This is a genomic window from Horticoccus luteus, from assembly GCF_019464535.1.
Lineage (GTDB): Bacteria > Verrucomicrobiota > Verrucomicrobiia > Opitutales > Opitutaceae > Horticoccus > Horticoccus luteus.
In genome coordinates this window covers 2,029,236-2,048,603 of sequence record NZ_CP080507.1, presented here as the reverse complement: position 1 = coordinate 2,048,603, position 19,368 = coordinate 2,029,236, and the positions used below count along the sequence as shown (strand labels likewise).

At 66.1% G+C, this 19,368-nt stretch carries 18 protein-coding genes; 7 read left to right on the top strand and 11 right to left on the bottom strand.

Annotated features, from left to right (window positions below; translation table 11 throughout):
* Positions 1–40: 40 nt before the first annotated feature.
* The 9 genes from K0B96_RS08620 to K0B96_RS08580 are packed head-to-tail and all read right to left on the bottom strand — an operon-like array spanning position 41 to position 9,736.
* Entirely contained in the window at positions 41–1,867 is a 1,827-nt protein-coding gene (locus tag K0B96_RS08620; protein WP_220166129.1) for an ATP-binding protein, read from the bottom strand.
* Positions 1,864–2,487, bottom strand: a complete 624-nt coding sequence (locus K0B96_RS08615; protein WP_220166127.1) for a chemotaxis protein CheC — start codon at positions 2,485–2,487, stop codon at positions 1,864–1,866. Before K0B96_RS08615 ends, K0B96_RS08620 begins: the two co-directional genes overlap by 4 nt.
* Complete coding sequence (locus K0B96_RS08610) at positions 2,484–2,855, bottom strand: response regulator (RefSeq protein WP_220166125.1); 372 nt, start codon at positions 2,853–2,855, stop codon at positions 2,484–2,486. The genes K0B96_RS08615 and K0B96_RS08610 overlap by 4 nt, the downstream gene beginning before the upstream one ends.
* Positions 2,852–3,910, bottom strand: coding sequence for a protein-glutamate methylesterase/protein-glutamine glutaminase (locus tag K0B96_RS08605; RefSeq protein WP_220166123.1), 1,059 nt, complete (start codon positions 3,908–3,910; stop codon positions 2,852–2,854). Before K0B96_RS08605 ends, K0B96_RS08610 begins: the two co-directional genes overlap by 4 nt.
* Complete coding sequence (locus tag K0B96_RS08600) at positions 3,907–4,752, bottom strand: CheR family methyltransferase (protein ID WP_220166121.1); 846 nt, start codon at positions 4,750–4,752, stop codon at positions 3,907–3,909. Before K0B96_RS08600 ends, K0B96_RS08605 begins: the two co-directional genes overlap by 4 nt.
* 5 nt (positions 4,753–4,757) lie before the next feature.
* A complete protein-coding gene (locus K0B96_RS08595; RefSeq protein WP_220166119.1) occupies positions 4,758–6,764 on the bottom strand; it encodes a methyl-accepting chemotaxis protein in 2,007 nt (668 codons plus the stop codon).
* A 28-nt stretch (positions 6,765–6,792) separates the two neighbouring features.
* On the bottom strand, positions 6,793–7,266 hold the full coding sequence (locus K0B96_RS08590) for a chemotaxis protein CheW (RefSeq protein ID WP_220166117.1): 474 nt from the start codon (positions 7,264–7,266) through the stop codon (positions 6,793–6,795).
* Between the two features lie 17 nt (positions 7,267–7,283).
* Entirely contained in the window at positions 7,284–9,269 is a 1,986-nt protein-coding gene (locus K0B96_RS08585; protein WP_220166115.1) for a chemotaxis protein CheA, read from the bottom strand.
* Complete coding sequence (locus K0B96_RS08580) at positions 9,266–9,736, bottom strand: response regulator (protein ID WP_220166113.1); 471 nt, start codon at positions 9,734–9,736, stop codon at positions 9,266–9,268. Before K0B96_RS08580 ends, K0B96_RS08585 begins: the two co-directional genes overlap by 4 nt.
* Before the next feature lie 255 nt (positions 9,737–9,991).
* Here K0B96_RS08580 and K0B96_RS08575 point away from each other — a divergent pair, with 255 nt between their 5' ends.
* Positions 9,992–11,911 carry a homocysteine S-methyltransferase family protein gene (locus K0B96_RS08575; protein ID WP_220166111.1) on the top strand — a complete coding sequence of 640 codons (1,920 nt, stop codon included), beginning with the start codon at positions 9,992–9,994 and terminating at the stop codon, positions 11,909–11,911.
* A gap of 54 nt (positions 11,912–11,965) precedes the next feature.
* On the opposite strand, the gene K0B96_RS08570 is transcribed toward K0B96_RS08575, so the two are convergent.
* Positions 11,966–12,652, bottom strand: a complete 687-nt coding sequence (locus K0B96_RS08570) for a hypothetical protein (protein WP_220166110.1) — start codon at positions 12,650–12,652, stop codon at positions 11,966–11,968.
* Between the two features lie 113 nt (positions 12,653–12,765).
* Here K0B96_RS08570 and K0B96_RS08565 point away from each other — a divergent pair, with 113 nt between their 5' ends.
* From K0B96_RS08565 to K0B96_RS08550, 4 genes are read left to right on the top strand one after another with little or no spacing between them, the layout of a single operon-like run.
* On the top strand, positions 12,766–13,044 hold the full coding sequence (locus K0B96_RS08565) for an acylphosphatase (protein ID WP_220166108.1): 279 nt from the start codon (positions 12,766–12,768) through the stop codon (positions 13,042–13,044).
* Between the two features lies 1 nt (position 13,045).
* Positions 13,046–13,906 carry an ABC transporter ATP-binding protein gene (locus K0B96_RS08560; RefSeq protein WP_220166106.1) on the top strand — a complete coding sequence of 287 codons (861 nt, stop codon included), beginning with the start codon at positions 13,046–13,048 and terminating at the stop codon, positions 13,904–13,906.
* Positions 13,903–14,724, top strand: a complete 822-nt coding sequence (locus K0B96_RS08555) for an ABC transporter permease (protein ID WP_220166104.1) — start codon at positions 13,903–13,905, stop codon at positions 14,722–14,724. The genes K0B96_RS08560 and K0B96_RS08555 overlap by 4 nt, the downstream gene beginning before the upstream one ends.
* Positions 14,725–14,735: 11 nt before the next feature.
* On the top strand, positions 14,736–15,443 hold the full coding sequence (locus K0B96_RS08550) for a tetratricopeptide repeat protein (protein ID WP_220166101.1): 708 nt from the start codon (positions 14,736–14,738) through the stop codon (positions 15,441–15,443).
* Between the two features lies 1 nt (position 15,444).
* Here K0B96_RS08550 and K0B96_RS08545 read toward each other — a convergent pair whose 3' ends face one another.
* The gene (locus tag K0B96_RS08545) at positions 15,445–17,559 is read right to left on the bottom strand and encodes a GxGYxYP domain-containing protein (protein ID WP_220166099.1); all 2,115 of its coding nucleotides are present in this window, start codon (positions 17,557–17,559) and stop codon (positions 15,445–15,447) included.
* 198 nt (positions 17,560–17,757) lie between these two features.
* Here K0B96_RS08545 and K0B96_RS08540 point away from each other — a divergent pair, with 198 nt between their 5' ends.
* Positions 17,758–18,468: a hypothetical protein gene (locus tag K0B96_RS08540; protein WP_220166090.1), complete on the top strand. Its 711-nt coding sequence runs from the start codon at positions 17,758–17,760 to the stop codon at positions 18,466–18,468.
* Between the two features lie 2 nt (positions 18,469–18,470).
* Positions 18,471–19,352: a 1,4-dihydroxy-2-naphthoate polyprenyltransferase gene (locus K0B96_RS08535; protein ID WP_220166088.1), complete on the top strand. Its 882-nt coding sequence runs from the start codon at positions 18,471–18,473 to the stop codon at positions 19,350–19,352.
* The last annotated feature ends 16 nt before the right edge of the window (positions 19,353–19,368 follow it).

Here is a 19,368-nt window from a genome sequence, read left to right as displayed (position 1 = left end):
GCCGCTGTCGGCGAGCGGACTTTTTCCGCCTGCCGGCCGACTACTCGGCCGGGGGAAATTCGAGCCAGAAGCGACTACCGAGCCCGGGCGTGGACTCCACGCCACAGGTGCCGCTCATTTGTTGGGTGGCGCGAGCCACGATCGCCAGGCCGATGCCGGTGCCCTCGATGTGGTCGTGGCCGCCGACGCGTTCGAAGATGCCGAAGATTTTTTGATGGGCCTCGGGCGCGATGCCGATGCCGTTATCCTCGATCCAGAGGCGCAGACGCGGAGCGGTGGATTGAGCCGTCGCGGGAGGCGCGCCCGCGATGGGCGACGCACTATCGGGACGGTTCACCGCGGAGTGAAACGCGCGGGGGGCGGGGGCGCCGGGAGGCGTGGCTCCGAGGCGGCGTTCGGCGCGAAGGATGATGTGCGGTCGCACGCCGAGCGGCACAAATTTCACCGCGTTTTCAAAGAGGTTGGAGAGACACTGCTGCAGGAGGGAGCGTTGCGCCCACACGCGGCCGAGCGGTGGTTTCACGACCAGCACGCCGTCCTGCAACGTGGGGGTGAGCAGAAGAATATCCTGCACGAGGTCGGCGACATCGACGATTTCCAGCTTCACTTCCTCGCGCGAGATTTTGCTGAACTTGAGGAGGTCGCGCGTGAGGGCGTCGAGGCGATAGCTGGCGCGTTGGAGGCGATCGACGATTTGCGGACTGCCGGCGGGGAGCACGAAGTCGTGGCGCAGGATGTCGCAATAACCGGCGAGGGCGCGGATGGGCGCGCGGAGGTCGTGAGCGACGCTGTAGGAAAAGCTTTCGAGCTGCGCGATCGTTTCATGGAGTCGCACGGTGCGCTCGGCGACCTTGGCTTCGAGGCTTTCGGCGTGTTCGCTGAGGCTGCGCTGGGCGTCGCGCAAGGCCTGCTCGCGAAGGGCGCGGTCCATCGCGATGGCGACGTATTGGGCGACGGTGGAGAGGCATTCGATCTCGTCGGGCGCCAGGCTGTCGCGCGTATAACTGGCGAAGGCGAGGGTGCCGAGAAGCCGGTCTTCGATGACGAGGGGAAAACAGCAGAAAGTGCGCAGGCCCATGCCGCGGGCAATGGCGGTGTAGTCGGAGGTGTTTTCCTGCAAACGCGGCAGGATGAGAGGGCGGCGCTCGGCGGCGGAGCGACCGGAGATGTCTTCGCCGAGCTGGAGAGTGGCGAGCGTCTCGCGCTGGCGCGGCGGGAGGCCGGCGGCGTTGTTGAGGTGCAGCGTGGCGGAGTCCGGATGATAAACGTAGTTGAAATATGCCTCGAGCGAGAGGGGCAGCGTGAGACGGGGAAAGAGGGCGGCGACGTCGTCGAGGGGGCGGCTGGAGGACAGGAGCGCGGCGAGCGTCGCAGAGAGGAGTCGGTCGTGCTCCTGTTGGCGTTGCAGGCGCAGGGCCTGGCGTTCGCGTTGGGTGACGTCTTCGATCAGCGTGATGGTGCCCACAACCACATCGCCGGCGGGGAGCGGCGCGATGCGCACGGTCTGGAGCATCGGCGAGCCATCGTCGGAGCGGGTGGAACTCGCGAGGCGCAGCAGATATTTGTGCAGCGCGGTCGAGAGGACGCTGATTTCGCCGGAGAGGGCACGGCGGAAATGCTCCTCGAGTTTGCGTTCGGCGATGTCGGGAAAGACGTCGACGAGGCGGCGGCCGATGACTTTTTCGGCGGCGAGGCCGCTGTGGGTGGCGAGCCATTGATTCCAACTGCGGAGGCGGAGATCGGCGTCGGTCGTGAAGATGCCGTAGGGCGCGATTTCCTGCATCCACGCGAGCATCGCGTCGCGGGCGCTGAAGGTGTCGTGAGAGGCGGCGGAGGCCGCCCGAGGCAACTCATCCGCCGCGCTCATTCGGACTGGCGGTTCTCCCAGTTTTCCAGCTCGCGCAGGAGACGATCGAGCGAGGTGATGCCGAGGATGATCACCAAGTAACCGGTGACGTTGCTGGCCCGGAGGCTGAAGCGGGTGTGAATCATGAGGCCGTAGCGGAGGCGCTCGGCGCTTTCCACGCGGACGGAATCGAGGACGTGCGGGATGCTTTCGACCTGCACGCGCGGAACAGCGAAGGAAACCTGGACGTGCAGGAGGTTGCCGAAGACGCCGAGGCACGCGTTAAGGAGGATGTTGCCAACCTCGGTGATGATTTCGCGGGCGCCGGCGTCGAGGTTGCTCGCGGGCGGGGTGCCTTCATCGGAGAGGAGGCGGCTGAGCACGAGGGCGGATTGCTCGTCGAGGAGAAGCATCGCCGTGCCGGAAATCGGCCCAGAGAACATCTGGTTGACGCTCGCCACTTCGCCGTCGATGACGCCGCCGAGGAGCGGGGCGATTTCGGCGATCTCATGCATCGAGACATGCGGGACCTCGAGAGTGATGCGGTAGCCCGTAAGCTCGGAAAGTGCGCCGGCGGCCCGGCCGTAGCCGATGTTAATGAGCTCAGTCAGGGCGTCGGTTTGGGCGACGGTGAGGTTCATGGGGTGCTCCCGTTCAGCGCCGAGCCGATCACGCGGGTGAGTTCCTGGCGGTTGATGGGCTTGTTGATGAGGGCGGTGGCGCCGGCGGCGTGAACTTCATCGGCGGTGGAGCGCTGGATGTCGGCGGTCGCGACGATGACGCGGGCGGTTGGGTTGAGCTCGCGAATTTTGGCGAGCACCTCGAGGCCATACATGCCGCTCATGACCATATCGAGCACGACGAGATCCGGGGCCTCGAGGGAGTAGCGCTCGAGGGCTTGGACGCCGTCGGAGGCTTCCGTGACGGTGTGCCCCATCTCCTCCAAGAGCAGGCGCATGGTGCGACGGGCGAGGGAGGAATCGTCGACGATCAGGACTTTTGCTTTCATAAACGTTCGTAAATAGTTCGCGCCATGGTGTCGAGCGGAGCCGAGGCATCGCTCAGGCCGGCTTCATCTACCGAGCGTGGCATGCCGTAAATGATGCAACTTTTTTCGGACTCCGTGAGGACGACACCGCCTTGGGCTTTCACCCAGCCGCAGCCCTCCTTGCCGTCGTCGCCCATGCCCGTCATCACGACGGCCAGGACGCGTTGGCCGTAGACTTCGGCGGCGGAGCGGAAGAGCACATCGACGGAGGGACGGTGCAACTTTTCCACCGGGAAAACGGTGAGTTGCGCTTTGACGGAGCCATCCGGCGCGCGGCGCAAAACGAGGTGGCGGCCGGCGGCGGCGAGCAGCACCAAGCCGGGGCGCATGACATCGCCCTCCTTCGCCTCGCGCACCTCAAGCGGGCAGATCTCATTCAGTTTCTCGGCGAAGAGGGCGGTGTAGCCGACCGGCATGTGGAGCACGATCGCGATCGGCACGGGGAAATCGGCGGCGAACGCGGGCAGGAGATGACGCAGGGCCTGGGGACCACCCGTGGAAACGCCGATCACCAACGCGTCGACGCGCGGCCCGTGAGGCGGCGCAGAGGAGAAAGGGATGGCGCTGGCAGCACCGGGCGCGAGAGCACGAGCCGAAAGGAGTTTCGCCACGGGGGCGCCAGCGGCGGCGGAGACCTGCTCAATGAGCTGCTGGCTAATGGCGCGCAGATCGTCGGTGGCGAGCGCCGTGGGTTTGAGGACCAGATCCACGGCCCCGGCCTCGAGTGCATCGATGGCGTGCGTGGCATCCTGCGGCACGGCGGTCAAAATCAGGATCGGGAGCGGGCGCAGCGCCATCTGGCGGCGGACAAAGCCAAGTCCGTCGAGGCGCGGCATGAGGAGATCGCAGGTGACGACGTCGGGCTGGTGCCGCGCGACGAGCTCGAGGGCTTCCTCGCCATCGCGGGCGACCGCGACGACTTCAATATGCGGCGCGCTGGACAGCATTTCGCGCACGACCTTGCGCACGAAAGCGGAGTCATCGACGACGAGCACGCGAATGCGCGCAGCACTCATGGCGAGACCGCGCGACGGCGGTAGACGAATGCGCGATCGATTTCCGTCAGCTCAAAATCAGGGGCGATTTTCAGCAACGATTCGGAGGCACCGATGAAGAGATGTCCGCCAGGCGGCATGTGCGCGGCGAACGCGGCGGCGACGCGGGCGATCGCGGCGGGGGAGAAGTAAATGAAGACGTTGCGGCAGAAAATCACGGGCGCGGAGGCGAAAGCGGCGGGAGGCGCGACGAGGTTGCACCAGTGGAATTGCACGCGGCTGGCGAGGGCGGGTGCGAGCTCGAAGCCGCCGGGGACGGCGCGGAAGTAGCGTTCGCGCAACGGGAGGGGGAGCGCGCGAAACGAGCGTTCGCGGTAGACGGCGGCGCGGGCGCGCGCGAGGACGACTTCGCTGGCATCGCTGGCAATTATCTCGATGGGATGCGCGCCCCAGCCGGCCTCCTGCAGCGCGATCGCCAGGGTGTAGGGCTCTTCGCCGGTGGCACACGCCGCACTCCAGATGCGCAGGGGCGCGGTGGTGGTTTGAAACCACGCGGGCACGACGCGATCGACGAGCGCGCGAATCTGGTCGATCTCGCGCCAGAAATAAGTTTCCGGCACGGAGAACGCATCCAGCACGCGATGCCATTCCTCGTGGTTGTCGGAATCGTAGCGGAGTTGGTAGTAGTATTCGAGCAGCGAGGGACAGCCGCGCGCGAGGACACGCGGTTGCAGTTTTTCCAACATGGTGCCGAGCCGCTCGGCCTCGAAGTAAACGCCCGTGCGTTCGTGCACGAGATCGCGCAGCAGCAAAGGGACCGGGTCGGACGCAGAGAGGCGGTGCGGCTCGGAGGAGGCGGTCATGCGGTTCACGACTTCGCGCCGCGGACGCGAGGTTTCGCACGGGCCGACGAGGGAGCGGCGGGCGCGGAAGCGGCTGAGGAAGAACGCATGGCGGAAAAGGTCGCGAGGAGCGCGTCGGCTGAACGCGAGTGTTCGAGGTTGGCGGCGGTGATGAGTTTGATCTGACGGGCGACGTCGGCGGAGTTGGTAGACATGTCACGAACCGCGCGGGTCTGTTCCTGCATGGCGCGGGCGGCCTGTTCGGTTTGGAGACGCAGGTTTTCGGCGGCGCTGGTGATTTGGCTGGTGCCGGCGGCCTGCTCGTTCATGGCGCGGACGACGGAGACGATCATCTTCGCGAGGCGAGTGGCCTCTTTGCCGGCCTGTTCGGTGGCGGTCGCTTGCTCGGCGATGGCGCGGGTGGTCGATTGCCCGCCTTTGCGCATGGCATCGACGGTGGCGACAATCTGCGCGGCGCCACTGGCTTGTTCAGCGGTGGCCTTGCGCAACTGGACGGCGATGGCGCTGGTGTTTTGCGCGGCTTTGACGACCTCGCGTGCGGCGCGCCCGTGTTCGCCCATGGCTTGGGCGACTTCCTTGGTGACTTTGCGCATCTGGCCGGTGGCTTGGACGATGGCGCTGCCGGCTTTGGCTTGCTCGGCGGTCGCGGTCGCGATCTGGCGGGCTTGCGTGGTCGTGGCCGCGACGGCGTCGATCACGTGGCGGCTGGTGGTGAGCTGCTCCTCGGAGGCGCGGCTGATTTCGCCGACGAGGCCGGTGGTGTCGTTGATGCCGGCAAGGATTTTTTGAAGGCCGGCGAGTCCTGATTCCGAGAGGCGGTTGGATTCATCGGCCACGCGTGTGCCTTCGGTCGCGGTGTCGGTGGCTTCGCGGGTGACGTTTTCGAGGCCGCGCACGATTTGGGCGATGTCGGCGGTGGCTTTGGCGCACCGGTCGGCGAGGTTGCGAATTTCCTCGGCGACGACGGCGAAGCCGCGGCCGGCGTCGCCCGCGCGGGCGGCTTCGATGGAGGCGTTGAGGGAGAGGAGATTGGTGCGTTCGGCGATGATGTTGATGGTATCGACGATGCCGGTGATCTCGTTGGTCTTGTTGTTCAACTCGCGCATGACGGCGGTGGAGTTGGTCATGACGCGAGAGACGCGGGCGATGCCCTCGATGGATTTCTGAATGGCCTGGCCGCCATCGTCGGCATCGCGGGAGACGCGGCGGGTGATGTCGTGGGTGCGGCGGACGATTTCGGCGACGGAGCGGCTGGAGCGGTCCATCTGCGTGGCGCTGGTGGCGGCAGTGTTGGCGGACTCGATGATGCGTTCGCCGTTTTGCGCGACGGTCTGGATGGAGCGCGCCATCTCCTCGATCGAGGTGGAGGTTTCCTCGACGGAGGAGGAAAGGCTTTCGGACATGGCGGCGACCTCCTCGATGGAGGCGGCCATTTCGTTCATCGAGGAGAGTGATTCCTCGGCGGCGGCGGTGAGATCATCGGCGTTGCGCGAGACGCCTTGCACGGAGCGGCTCATCTCCTCGATGGCGGAGCCGGTTTCGTTGAGGCTGGTGGAGAGTTCCTCGGAATCGACGGTGATGCGTTTCACCGAAGAGGCGACCTCGGCGATCGTGGTGCTCATCTCCTCCGCGGACGTCGCCATTTCCTGTCCGGTGACGGTGACCGATTTGGTGGCGGCGGCGATCTGCTTGATGGCGACGGCGGTCTGGCTGGCGGCGGTCGCGACTTCGGTGGTGTTGGCGGTGACTTGCTCGATGGAGGCGGCGAGTTCGTTGATCCCGGAAACGGTGTCGTCGGTGGAGCGGGCCACGGACTGGGCTTGCTCGGCGGTTTTTTTGAGCGAAGCGACCATCGCGGTGACGCTGCCGACAACGGCATCGAGCGAACCGACTGGCTGCGCATCGTCGTCGGAAGCGCGGGCGGGCAGGAGCGCGCGTTCGTCGGCGGACGTGGGCGCGGAGGTGGTGGACGAAGGGGCGGAGGAGGCGGAGCCGTTCTTGGATTTGGACATGGGAGCGGTGGGTTGAGCGGAAGTGGTCTCAGCGGGCGGGTTGCAAAGCGGCGGCGCCGGGCGGGAGGGCGATTTCGTCGACGCGCAGGACGGCGGCGACATCGAGCAGGAGGACAAGCCGGCCCTTTACCGTGGCCACGCCGCGCACGTAGTTGCCCTCGACGCCGTGGAGCGTGTCCTCGACCGGGCGGATGGCCTCGCGCGGGATGCGTTGGAAAACGCGGGCGGCATCGACGATGAGGGCGACGACCCGCTGTTGCGTGCGCAGGAAAATCAAGCGGGTGGCGGGCGTGGGCGCCTGCCGCGGCAAGCCGAAACGGGTGCGCAGGTCGATGGCGGGCACGACGTCGCCTCGCGCAAACACAACGCCGTCGACGGCGGGGGCGGTGTTGGGCACGCGGGTGATGTGCTCCAGCAAGTCGATGTGCTGCACATCCTCGCTGCGCAGCCCATAGGCGGAACCGGCGAGTTCGAAGACAATATAGGCGTCGGTGAGGCTCATGGCGGAAGCGGCGAAATTCAGGAGGCGGTTGCGGCGGCGACCGCGGGGCGCGGGCGGACGGCGCCTTGCGTGAGAGCGGCGACGTCGAGGATGAGGACGGGACGACCGTCGCCCAGTTCGGTGGCGCCGGCGATTCCGGGGACTTGGACGAGCGGATCGTGCATGGGGCGGACGACGACCTCGCGTTGAGCGTGCACGCGATCGACGAGCAGGCCGGTGGAACCCCGCTCGGAGTTGAGCACCAGCACGGCGAGTCGCGGCTGCGGAGATTTGGCCACGCGGAACAACGCGCGCAGGCGCACGATGGGCAGGACGCCATCGCGATACGGCACAACCTCGGCTTGCTGGATGGCGCGCACCTCCGTTTCCGTGACCTCGATCACTTCTTCCACGAAGCCCTGGGGCACGGCACAGAGTTGTTCGCCGACCGAGACGACGAACGTTTCCGCAATGGAAAGGGTGAGCGGCAGCCGCAACGCGAAACACGTGCCCGCGCCGGGCGTGGAGGTGAAAGCAAGGGTGCCTCCGAGTTCGCGGACGGTTTGGTGGACGACGGCCATGCCCACGCCGCGGCCGGAGGCGCGGTCGGCCTCCTCCCGCGTGGAAAAGCCGGGCGTGCAAAGGAGTGAAAGCAGAGCGGCGTCGTCGAGCGCAGCGGGGACCGCGAGACCGAGCGCGCGAGCGCGGTCGGCGACGCGCGCGGAGTCGATGCCGCGGCCATCATCGCGAATCTCGAGGACCACGAATTCGCCGGCTGTGGTCGCGCGCAACGTGATCGTGGCCTGGGCGGGTTTGCCGGCGGCGATGCGCTCGGCGGGAAGTTCGACGCCGTGGCTGAAGGCGTTGCGCACGAGGTGGAGGAGCGGCTCCTTCAGGCGTTCGACGAGATATTTGTCGATTTCGGTTTGCTGGCCCTCCAGCGCGAGACGCACCTGGACGCCGCTCTCGCGGGCGAGATCGCGCACGACGAAGGGCATGCGGGAAAAGATTTCGGCGACGGGCACGAGCCGCACGCGCGTGAGGGCGCGACGCAAGCGGCGCAGCGAGCGCGTCATCGTCTGGTTGACTTCCTTGAGGCCGGAGAGGTCGCCGCTGAACTGGTTGAGACGTTCTTCAAGGCGGGAGCGTTGAATCACGAGCTCGCCGGCGAGTTGCATGAGTTCGTCGAGGCGGCTGAGTTCCACGCGGACGACGTGGGAAGGGGCGACGAAAAGGCTGGAGGCGTCGGCGCCTTCGGCCGGCACCGGTGGATGGGCGGGCGCGGCCGGGAGGTCGACGACGTGGAGGGTCAAGCCGTCGTTTGACCACGTGGCGAGATCGGCGGGCGGCTGGCGCAGGCCGACAAGAAAATCGAAGGCGATGCCGCCTTCGGGTCGCACGCGGGGCGTGGCGCTGGCGATTTCTCCGGCGGCGGCGAGGCGGGCGCGAACGGAGTTGATGTTAATACCGCGGCCATCAAGCTCGCGCGAGGGAACGAAGGTGACGTGCCACGGTTGCAGGCCCCGGGCGGCCAGCGCGGCGGCTTCGATGGGCGGAGGCGCCACGGAAGCGGGGGCGGCAGGAGCGGCGGAGGAGGACTTGCGGGCAGGCGCCGGCGAAGCGGCGACAGCGGCGAGTTGGCCGAGCAGATCGGCGGCGGCGGGCGGCGGTTGGTGCAGGCGGTGAGCCGCCACCATTTGCTCGAGCCGCTGGGTGACGCCGACGAGCCGTTCGACGCCGGCGGAATCGACGCTGCGTTCGCCGTGGGTGAGTTGGCGGAGAAAGCCTTCGGCGGCGTGCGCGAGTTGCTCGGCGTGGTGGAGGCCGACCATCGCGGAGATGCCTTTGAACGAATGAGCGCTGCGGAAAAGACTTTCGAGCACGGCGGGCGGCGGCGTGGTCTCCCCGACGGTACCCTCGAGAATCAAGAGTTGCGCGCGCAGGTTGGCGAGGTGCTCGTCGGCTTCGGCGTAAAAGTCGTTGAGCAACTCGGCTTGCAGTTCCGGCGAGAAGTCGGAGCTCATATGCCCGGACCGCTTGGCGTGGGCGGCGCATCGGGCGCGGCGCCGTGGGTGCGCTCATTCCAGCGTTGGAGACGCGAGCGGAGGATGGCGGGCGAGATCGGCTTCACCAGATAATCGCTGGCGCCAAGCGCCATCGCGCGCTCGATATCGGAAGGATGCTCGGATCCGCTGAGGACGGCCACATCGAGGGTGGCGGCGTGCGGGCGGTCCCGCAGCCAGCGCAAAATTTCGAATCCGCTGAAGGCGGGCAATTTCAGATCGAGAAACACGAGATCGGGCCACGGGTGCTCAGGATCGGGAGGCGACGCGAGGGCGCGTTCGAGGTGAGCGAGCGCCATCGCGCCGTCGGCCAAATGGGTGAGTTGGTAGTTCAGCCCTGTCTTGCCGAGACCGTGTCGGAAGAAGAACACATCGTCGTCGGAATCTTCGATTAAAAGGACGAGAGGAGGGCGATGGCGGGACGACATGTCATTTCGGTCCCGCAAAAAGCAGGGGTGGCGACGGATGTGGACTTTGCCGCAGGTCACGGGACGGTCCAGAGAGATGTGATAGGGGATTCCCCGGTAATGTTGGCCGGGGATTCTTCAGCGCATTGGCAGCGCGTGGCAGACGCCAAACGACGGCGTTTAGCGCGCGCGGCGCGGCCAGGAAAATCGCGGAGGGTGCGCGTGACGGTGGGCGTCTTTGACTTTGGTGCACGGCATCATCACAACGAACGCGTTATGGCCGATCTTCTCTCCACGCTCCGCACGCAGGCGCTGCTCACTGATGGCGCGATGGGATCGTTGCTTTTCAAGCGGACCGGTCGGCTGTCGGAAACGAATCACGTTTACGAGGCGTTCAACGTGGATCAGCCGGAGCTGATCCGGCGGGTGCATCTCGACTACCTCGCGGCGGGCGCCCGGTGTGTGAAAACGAACACGTTTGGGGCGAACCGGTGGCAGTTGCGGCCGTTTGGGATCGAGGCGCGGGTGGCGGAAATCAATCGCGCGGGTGTGCGGCGCGCGCGGGAGGCGATCGCGGAGCATCAGGAGCGTCACCGCGAAGCGGGGCCGTTTTTCGTGCTGGCTTCGATCGGGCCGACGGCGGAACCGTTGGCGAACGCGATGGAGGCGGCCGAGTGTTACCATGAGCAGATCGCGGCCTTGGTGGAGGCGGGCGCGGACGCGTTGTTGCTGGAAACGTTTTCTTCGCCGGCGCAGTTGGAACTGGTGCTCGCGCGCGTGCGCATGTGGCCACAGCCGCCGCTCGTGATTGCGCAGGTGACGTTGCGCGGTGGGGTGAGCGGCACGGGGCTGGACCCGGAACCTGTGGCGTGGGTGCGCCGCATGGCGGAACTCGGGGTGGCGATCGCCGGCGTGAATTGCTGCGCGCCGTGGGATGCGAGTGCGTTTGTCGACGCGGTGAAGGACGAGCCCGTGGTGCGCCAGGGGACGTTGCTGCTCGCGGTGATGCCGAACGCGGGCGGTTTCCAGCGGATCGGTAGTCGTTTGATGACGACGGTGAATCCGGAGGCGGCGGGGAAGATGGCGCGGACGTTGTTCGAGCGCGGCGTGCGTTTGATCGGGGGATGTTGCGAAATGCATCCGCCGCACATCGAGGAGATGCGCAACTACCTGCAGTCGCGGCAGACGACGGCACCGGCCACGGCGGTCAGCCGCGCGGAAACACCTGCGCGCGCACCGGCGGGCGATGAGGAAAAGCGCGGCAACGGCCGGTTTTCGCTCAAGCTGAAGGCGGGGGGATTCGTGGTGAGCATCGAGGCGTTGCCTCCGCGGGGAACGGATGGCGGCGTGGTGGAGCGCAAAGTCGAATTTGTGGCGCAACTCGCGGCGAGCGGACTCGTGGACGCGGTCGATTTTACGGATGGATCGCGCGGCATCCCGCTCGTGCCGCCGGGGGACTTCATCCAGCTCGTGCGCGAACGGCTGGGCTGGACGGCGGCGACGGGCGATGCGTTGGAGATGATCCCGCATTTCACGGGGCGCGACTTGAACGTGATGGGCGTGCAAGGACGGCTGATCGGATATCACGCCAACCGCATCCACAACGTGTTGTTCGTGACCGGGGATCCGCCCAAAATGTCGCCCACTTATCCGCGGTCGACGGCGGTGTTCGATTTGGATTCGGTCGCGATGATCCGGCTCACGCATCGAGGGTTGAACGCGGGCGTCGATTTCGGCGGTCAGCCGTTGGGCCGGCACGCGGATCCGCGGACCCATTTCACAATCGGATCCGGTTTCGAGCCGGAGGCGCGCAACCTCGCGCGCGAGGTGGAGCGGTTGCAGCAGAAGATCGAGGGCGGCGTCGATTACATCATGACGCAGCCGGTTTTTCACGCGGGGCCGCTGGGTGTGCTGGACGCGTTTCGCGGACAGACGCGCTGTCTCGTCGGCGTGATGATTTTAACGAGTTACGAGCATGCGCAGCGCATGGCGCAAGTGCCGGGCGTCGTGGTGCCGGACGCGCTGTTGGAGCGTTTTGCGGCGTTGCCGCAGGTGGCAGACCAAACGAAGCTGGGCCAGGAGATCGCCGCCGGCCAAATCCGCGACCTCGTGCGGGAGGGCTGGGCGGGTGTTTACGTGATGTCGACCGCCGTGGGCGCAGGCGTCGTCGACGTGCTCCGCGCCGGACTTGGTTGAGGCGGAAGGGCGTTCAGAGGCGAACGCCACCCGCCACCCGCGGGCCGCGCGAACTTAGCTGTTTTCCTCGTCGATCGGACGATCGAGTTCCGTGCGGCACTCAGAGATGACGCGGAGCCAGATCTCGCGCAGATCGAAAAGGCGTTGCCGGGCGTCCTCGCGGTAAGGGCCGAGGGCGAGCGACTGGTCGGTGGCGGTGCGATCGAGGAGCGAGAGCGACTGATTCCAAGCCCGGAGCGCGCGTTTGAAGAGCGCGACGGCCATGGCATAATCGCCAAAGTCGAGGGCGTGAATCGCTTGCATGGCCACTTCTTCGCCGCGATGCAGGGCGTCGAGGTAAGGCAGGGAGGCGGCAGAGCCGGAGTTCTCGCGGTGGGCGGTCAACACCAACCACTGCCGACGGAGGCTCAAATAGAGCGCCTTGGTGGCGATGTAGATCGGGTTTTTGTGCAGCGTGTAAACGTCGTCCGGCTCGTCGTCGGAGTCGTCGTCATCATCGTCGTCATCGTCATCGGCAATGCCGCCGGTGGCCGACGTGGCCGCGCGATCCCAGCCCATGCGATCGGCGATTTCGTCGATGCGCTCGGGGCTGTCTTTAAAGGTGTCGTAGTAAGCGAGATACCGCAGGATGTTTTCGTCTTGGTCGCGGAGGTATTTCTCCCAATCAAACTCGTTCCAGGCAAGATCACCGCGGTCTTCCCACTCGTTGTCCGAGAGGCCGTCAGAATCGAAATCCTTCATGTGATGGGCAGAACTGAGTGCGGGCCGGGTGGTAAAGCAAATGAAAAGACCGGGCGGGCAGGGATTGCGGATTGAATCGCTGCGCAACGCTCACCAGCGTGGCGGTTTCTGGCATGAGCGACGTGCATTACGAGGTGGTATTTTTCAACGGCCGGGTGCAGGGCGTGGGCTTCCGCTACGCGACCTCCCAAGTGGCCAAGGAATTCGATGTGGCTGGCTCCGTCGCCAACCTTCCGGATGGCCGGGTGCAGGTGGAAGTCGAAGGCCGGACGGAGGAAGTAAACGCGTTCATCGAAGCGGTGGGCGACCGCATGCATGGTTTCATCCGGAAAGTGGAGCGCACCGCGGGCCGACGCGCGCCGCAATTTCGCGGGTTTACGATCCGCTCCTGAAATGGATCACGCCGGGCCGGCACTGGAAGCGCGCGGGCTGACGAAAGACTTTGACGTAGGCCTGCGCGGCCGACGGTTGCGGGCGTTGGACAACGTGAACCTGCGCGTGGAAGCAGGGGAAGTTTTCGGCCTTCTCGGAGCGAACGGCTCCGGCAAATCGACGTTGTTGAAAATCGCGCTTGGGCTGCTCCGGGCGAGCGGCGGCGAATGTGCGGTGCTCGGCCGGCCGGCGGGCGTGCGGGCGGTGCGACGGAGCGTGGGTTACCTGCCGGAATCGCCGGCGTTTTTTCCGCATCTGACCGGGCGCGAGGTGGTGCGGTATTTCGCGGCGTTGTCGGGGTGCGCCGGCAAGGCGGGCGCGGCGCGGGCGGACGAAGTTCTTGCGCAAGTGGGGCTGCAGGCCGCAGCTGATCGCGCGGCAGGCGGATATTCGAAGGGCATGCGGCAGCGGCTCGGCCTCGCCCAGGCGTTGGTGCACGATCCGGACTTGCTGATCCTCGACGAGCCCACCGCGGGCGTGGACGTGGTGGGTGCGGCGGCGATCGATGCGTTGATCGCCGGACTGCGCGCGCGCGGCAAGACGATCGTGCTCACGTCGCACACGGTGACGCAGATCGCGGCGTTGTGCGATCGCGTGACGGTGCTGGAGCGCGGGCGGGTGACGTTGAGCGGCGAAGTGAAAACGCTCGCGGCGGGCAATGGGAGAACGTGGAACTGGGCGGCGCCGAATGACGCGGCGGCGGAGCAGTTGGCGCGCTGGCTCGCGGAGCGCGGATGGCCGGCACCGACGCCGGCCGACGATCGCGGGCGACTGGAGCAAATCCTGCTCGCGGCGACCCAGGGAGAACGCCGCGACGCATGAGCACGCCGACCAAAACGGCCGAGGTGATGGCAACGCGAGCGGCGGCGCGGCGGGTGTGGCTGATCGCGGACGCCACGTGGCGCGATGCGCGGCGGCAACGGCTGTTCCAATTGGGCGTGCTGCTGGGCGCGGCGCTCGTGATCGCGGGACGGCTGTTTCGCGAAGTGAATTTTGGTGAGACGGAGCTGCGCTTTCTCACCGACGTGGGATTGGGCGCGGTGACCTTTTTCGGCGCGTTGCTGGCGATCGCTTTGCCGGCGCAGAGCTTTTTTGCGGAACTGGAGCAGCGCGCCCTGCAAGCAGTGCTCGCGCGTCCGGTGAGCCGCACAGAATTTATCGCGGGAAAACTGCTGGGCGTTGTGACGGTGCTCGGAGTGTTTTGCGGATTGCTGATGGCGTTGATCGTGGCGCTCGTGTGGGCGCGGGCGGTGGAGCTGGATCGTGCCGGCGTCGCGGTGGCGGTGCCGTGGAAGGAACTGTGCGCGGGCGGGGCGTTGGCGTGGCTGCGGCTCAGTGTTGTCGCGGCCATGACGATGCTGGTCTGCACGGTGGCGCGGACGGCATTGCTGGCGATGAGCGTGAGTTTGGGCTGGCTCGTGGCGTGTCAGCTCTTGCCGGTGGCGCAGGCGGTTTACGTGCGCGGCGAGCCGACGTGGGGCACGTGGGCGTTGCGCGGAGTCGGTCTCGTGTTGCCGAATTTGGGCGCGCTGGATTGGACGGGGGGCGCGAACGCCGCCTGGGTGACGCTTTACGGAGCATCGTATTTGGTGGTGTTCGCGGCGCTCGCGGCGGCGAGTTTTCGGAGTCGGGATTTGTAGCGCAGGGAACGATGATGACGCGTTGGAAAGTGCCCGGAATTCTCGCCGCGGTCGCGGTCGCAGGGCTGGGACTAGCGCCGGTGGCGCGGCGGGCGGAGAGCAAAACGCCGCGCGTCGGCGGCCTGCGCGCGGCGGCGGCGGACGTGCTGTGGTTGCGGGCCTACGTGCAGTGGGAGCGTCACGATCGAGCGGGCGTGATGGCGGAGCTGTGGCTGACGACAACGCTGAATCCCGAGCCGGTGTATTTTTGGCTCAACGGTGCGCGCATGATCGCGCACGACATGTCGACGTGGCGGATCGACGCGGCGGGGAAAAGTGGCGAGGGGGAGGCGACGAAAATTGAAGCAGAGCAGGCGAGGGTGGCGTTGCGCTGGCTGGATCGGGCGGAGCTCGCTCACCCGGGGGACGTGCGCCTGCAGTTGGAACGGGCGTCGATCACGCTGATCCGCCTGCACGATGTGCGGCGCGCGGCACTGCTGTATCGCCGAGCGGCGGAGCGCCCGGGGGCGCCGTTCTTCGCGGGGCGGCTGGCGGCGGAATTGTGGCGGCGGGCAGGGGAGCCGGCCGAGGCTTATCGATGGTTGTGCGAATGGTATCCGACACTGCCGGCGAACGACGAAGCCGCTGAGGCGCCGCTCGTGCTCGCGCGAATCCGCGAGCTGGAGCGCACGCTGCACGTGCCGGCGCACGAGACGTTTCGCGAGCCGGCGACGCGGTGACTTATTTCGCGGCGGCGGCGGCGGGGGGATTCGAGGGAAGGTAGCGTTCCGCGAAAGTCGGCTGCTGACCGGCGAGTTTCATGAAGACATCCATCGGCACCACTTCGAAGTCCGGCCCGAGTTGGTCGAGGATCGATTTGACGCGCGAGATGTCGCTCCACTCGCGCACGTGCACGAGGAGGAAATACGGGCGTTGCGGATTGATGCGCGCGAGTTCCTGGAGATCGGCGACGGCGGCGTCCGCGGGACGTTCTTCAGAGAGATAGTAATCGAACGAGACGAAGGGCCGGCCATCGCGCGAAGTGAACGTGAAGGCGGGCGAGTAGCCGTTGGCGAAGCCGATCGCGTCGGGCATGCCCTGATAGTAAGCATCCACGATGCGCTTGGGCAGTTCGCTGTTGCCCACAACGGTCGCGCCTTCCGAGTAATCCATCGTCTCGAAAATGTTGATATCGAGTTTGTGCATAATGTCGTCGGCGAGGCTGATCACACCGGGCAGGAGTTTGGCCGGAATCGCCTTCGGATACATGTAGCCCGGGCCGGTCAGCGCGCCGATGAACAGGTCGTTCTTCGTGGCCGTGCGGTAATAGTATTCGAGCATGGTGGGCGCCATCCATTGCCAGTTGATGGTGACCTCCCAAGCATACGGAATGTCGCCGCGGCCGGGGCGTGTCCAGGCGCCGAGACCGAGGCCGTCGGTCTGGAGACAGGCGATGTAAACTTTCTTCTGCGGCGTGTAAATCTTGCCTGGAACGACGTTGTGATGGTTGACGAATTTGAAACCGGGCGAGGGTGGCGTCTTGCTCGTGAAGCTGAGATTGGGAAACGTGTTCAACCCTTCGACGCGCAGGGCGAAGCTCGACGTGAGGCTGACGAAATCGCGCTCCTTGTCCTTGGCGTAGGAATGCCAGCCGAAGACCATCGAAAGCGGTTTCTGGTGGCTGAGGATTTCCTTCGCGAGGTCGTATTCCTCGGTATCGGTTTTCAGCGTGGAAAGATCGGCAAAGAAGGCGCGATGGGCGATGCCGTAGTCGGCGATGCCGGGCTTCATCTCCGCGCCGGCGACGCCGCCCATCCACACGACGGTGTCGCGGCTGCATTGCGCGCCGTAAAGTTCGTAAGCTTTGCGAAACAGGGCGGCGTCGTTGAGGCCGGCGAACTGACCGCGGAGGTCGGTGAGGAGTTTCAAGCCGGCTTTTTCAGCGAGAGGAATTTGCTCGGCGCTGACGACGACGCCGCGCTGGACGCCGGCGAGCGTGAAGGCGACGTCGAGGGAATTGCGCACGGCTTTGTCCCACACGATGTAGCCCTTGATCTGCGCTTTCAGCGCCTGCAACGCCTGCGCGGGCGTCTTCAGCTCGGTGAACGTATAGTCGAGCTGATGTTGATAGTAATCGAAGACGGGTTGGCTGAAACGAAACTCCCAGTCATCGGGATAAAGAAAATAGAGGCGCGGTGCGTCGGTGTTGGCGAGGCCCTGCAAACTGATGAGGAGGGCGTTTTGATCGAGGTCGTCGGCGACGTGCCAGTGATTCTCGAGTTTCATCACATAGGCTTCCTTGGTGCCGGCGCGCTTGAAGGTGTAGCGTTCCTCGGGGCCGGTCGTTCGCGTGGAGCGGACGACGCGCAGCGTGAGCGTTTCGTCGCCCACGCCGAGCGCGTAGGTCTCGTGGCTGGTGATCTCCTGCGGGCCTTGCGAGGCGAGCACGGTGTAGTGGCGATCCACTTCGAGCGAGCGCCCGTCGGCGCTCCACTTGGCCGTGACCTGCTGTTGCGAGCCGACCTTCATCGAAACGCCCATGAACGGCTGCGGCGTCCACACGCGATCGGTCACGGGCACGTCGTTGGCGGTGCCGTCGGTGCGAAGCGTCATCCGATCGACGTGTTGGTAGCCGCGGCTGCCCCAGGCTTTGGCGAGCGTCACGTGGTCGCCGGCGGACTCGATCTCGAGGGCGAGGTTGTTGAAGAGATCGATCTGGGTGCTCTTGAACGGGAGCAACGTCCAATGGCCGTCGAAAGCGGCGGGGGCGGTCGCCGCCCGAGTGGACGCGACGAGAATAAAAGCAAGGGCGACGACCCACACGGGAAGTCCGAGGTGAAAGAACCGAGATTTCATAGGCGTGCTGGCCGGTGGCGCGGTGACGCGACGCCGACGGGACGGACAAATTCTGCCGGTTTGGGCGGGCTCGCAAGAAAATGACAGGAATGCCGCAGAACCCGTGCGGATAGGGCGAGCCCCGGGACGCGTCGCGCGGAGAGGGGCGGAAATGGGGTTGCGGCGCGCACTCTTGCCGCTACCACCGATAGCTCCGGCATGACCGTTCATTACGTTTTTCTTCTTCCTGCTCTCCTTTTGCTCTGGGCTCCGCGGTCCTGGCTCTATTTCGGCGAAAAAGCACGGAAGCCACACCGGCGAGGAGCAATCGGGCGCCTCGCCAACCGGCTGCGCCGGCCGCCGGTCAGTTACGACCGATCGACGCGGATCGTGCGGTTCTGGGCGGAGTTGTTGAAGAAACGCAATTTTCTCGACCTGCTGCGCGCGGGGGCGGGTGCCTGGGCGCTGGTGGACTTCTCGTTTGTGTTCGATTCGGCGGACGCCGCTTCGCTCGCCAACGACAGCACGGTGGCGATGATTACCGGAGTGAAGGCCGGCGTGCTGCTCATCGCGGTGGCGATTCAGACCGTGCGTTCCAACGAGGAACGGCGAGGGCACGCGCTCGTGTTCGTCGCGCCCATTTATTTCGTCACGGGCGTGTCGCTCGGCGTGGTGGGTTTTGTGCCGGGCGCGCTGGCGTGGGCGTTGATCTGGGCAGTGAGCCCGATGCTGTTCGGCCCGGAGCGTCTGCTGATCACTTACACGTTTCTGCTGGGGATTTTCGGGCCGCTATTCGGCGGCTGGGGTAACGTGATCGCGTGGATGCCGGCGGCGGCGGCGTTGCTGCCGGTGCTCATTTCCATCTTTGGCAAGCGTCCGCTGCGGATCGCGGTGCAACGCACGGTGCCGTCGTCCACGCCCGCAAAGTAGCCATGGCGGAGGGACGCGCGCAGGTCTGGCTGGGAGCGACGCGGCCCCGCACGTTGCCGGCGGCGGTGGCACCGGTGCTCGTGGGCACGGCTTTCGCGTGGCGCGGCGGGGCATTTTCGGCGGGCGCGGCGGGCTTGTGCCTGACGTTTGCGCTGCTCGTGCAAATCGGAGCGAATTTTGCGAACGACTACTACGACTTCGTGCACGGGGCGGACACGCCGGGGCGCGTGGGTCCGCGGCGGGCGGTCGCAGCAGGATTGATCAGCCCCGCGACGATGAAACGCGCGATGTGGGGGGTGTTTACCGTGGCGTTTTTGTCCGGCCTCGGCCTCGTGGCGTGGGGCGGGCCGTGGCTGATCGCGGTGGGCGTGATCAGCATTCTCTGTGGCATTGCCTACACAGGTGGACCGTGGCCGCTCGGTTATCACGGGTTGGGCGATGTGTTCGTGTTTGTCTTCTTCGGCTTGGTGGCGGTGGGCGCGACTTTTTATGTGCAGGCGGGACTGATCACCAGCGATGTGTTACTGGCGGGAGCTGCGATTGGTGCGTTGACGACAAACATTCTCCTTTTGAACAACTATCGCGATCTGGAGACGGATGTGCGGGCGAACAAGCGCACCTTGGTGGTGCGGTTCGGGCGCGGCTTTGCGCGGGCGCAGTTCGGCGGAGCCATGGCGTTCGCGTGGTTGGTGCCGGTGGCGTTGTGGGCGCGGGGTGCCGCGGCGTGGATCCTCCTGCCGTTTCTGCTGGCGCCGGTCGCAATGTGGCATCTGCGGCGGCTGAGCGCGGCGCGCGAGTCGAGGGAGCTGATTGCGTTGCTGGGCGAGACGGGCTTGCTGCTCGCCGGCTACGCGGTGCTGCTGAGCATTGGCGTGATGCTATAAAAAAGCCCGCCACCGA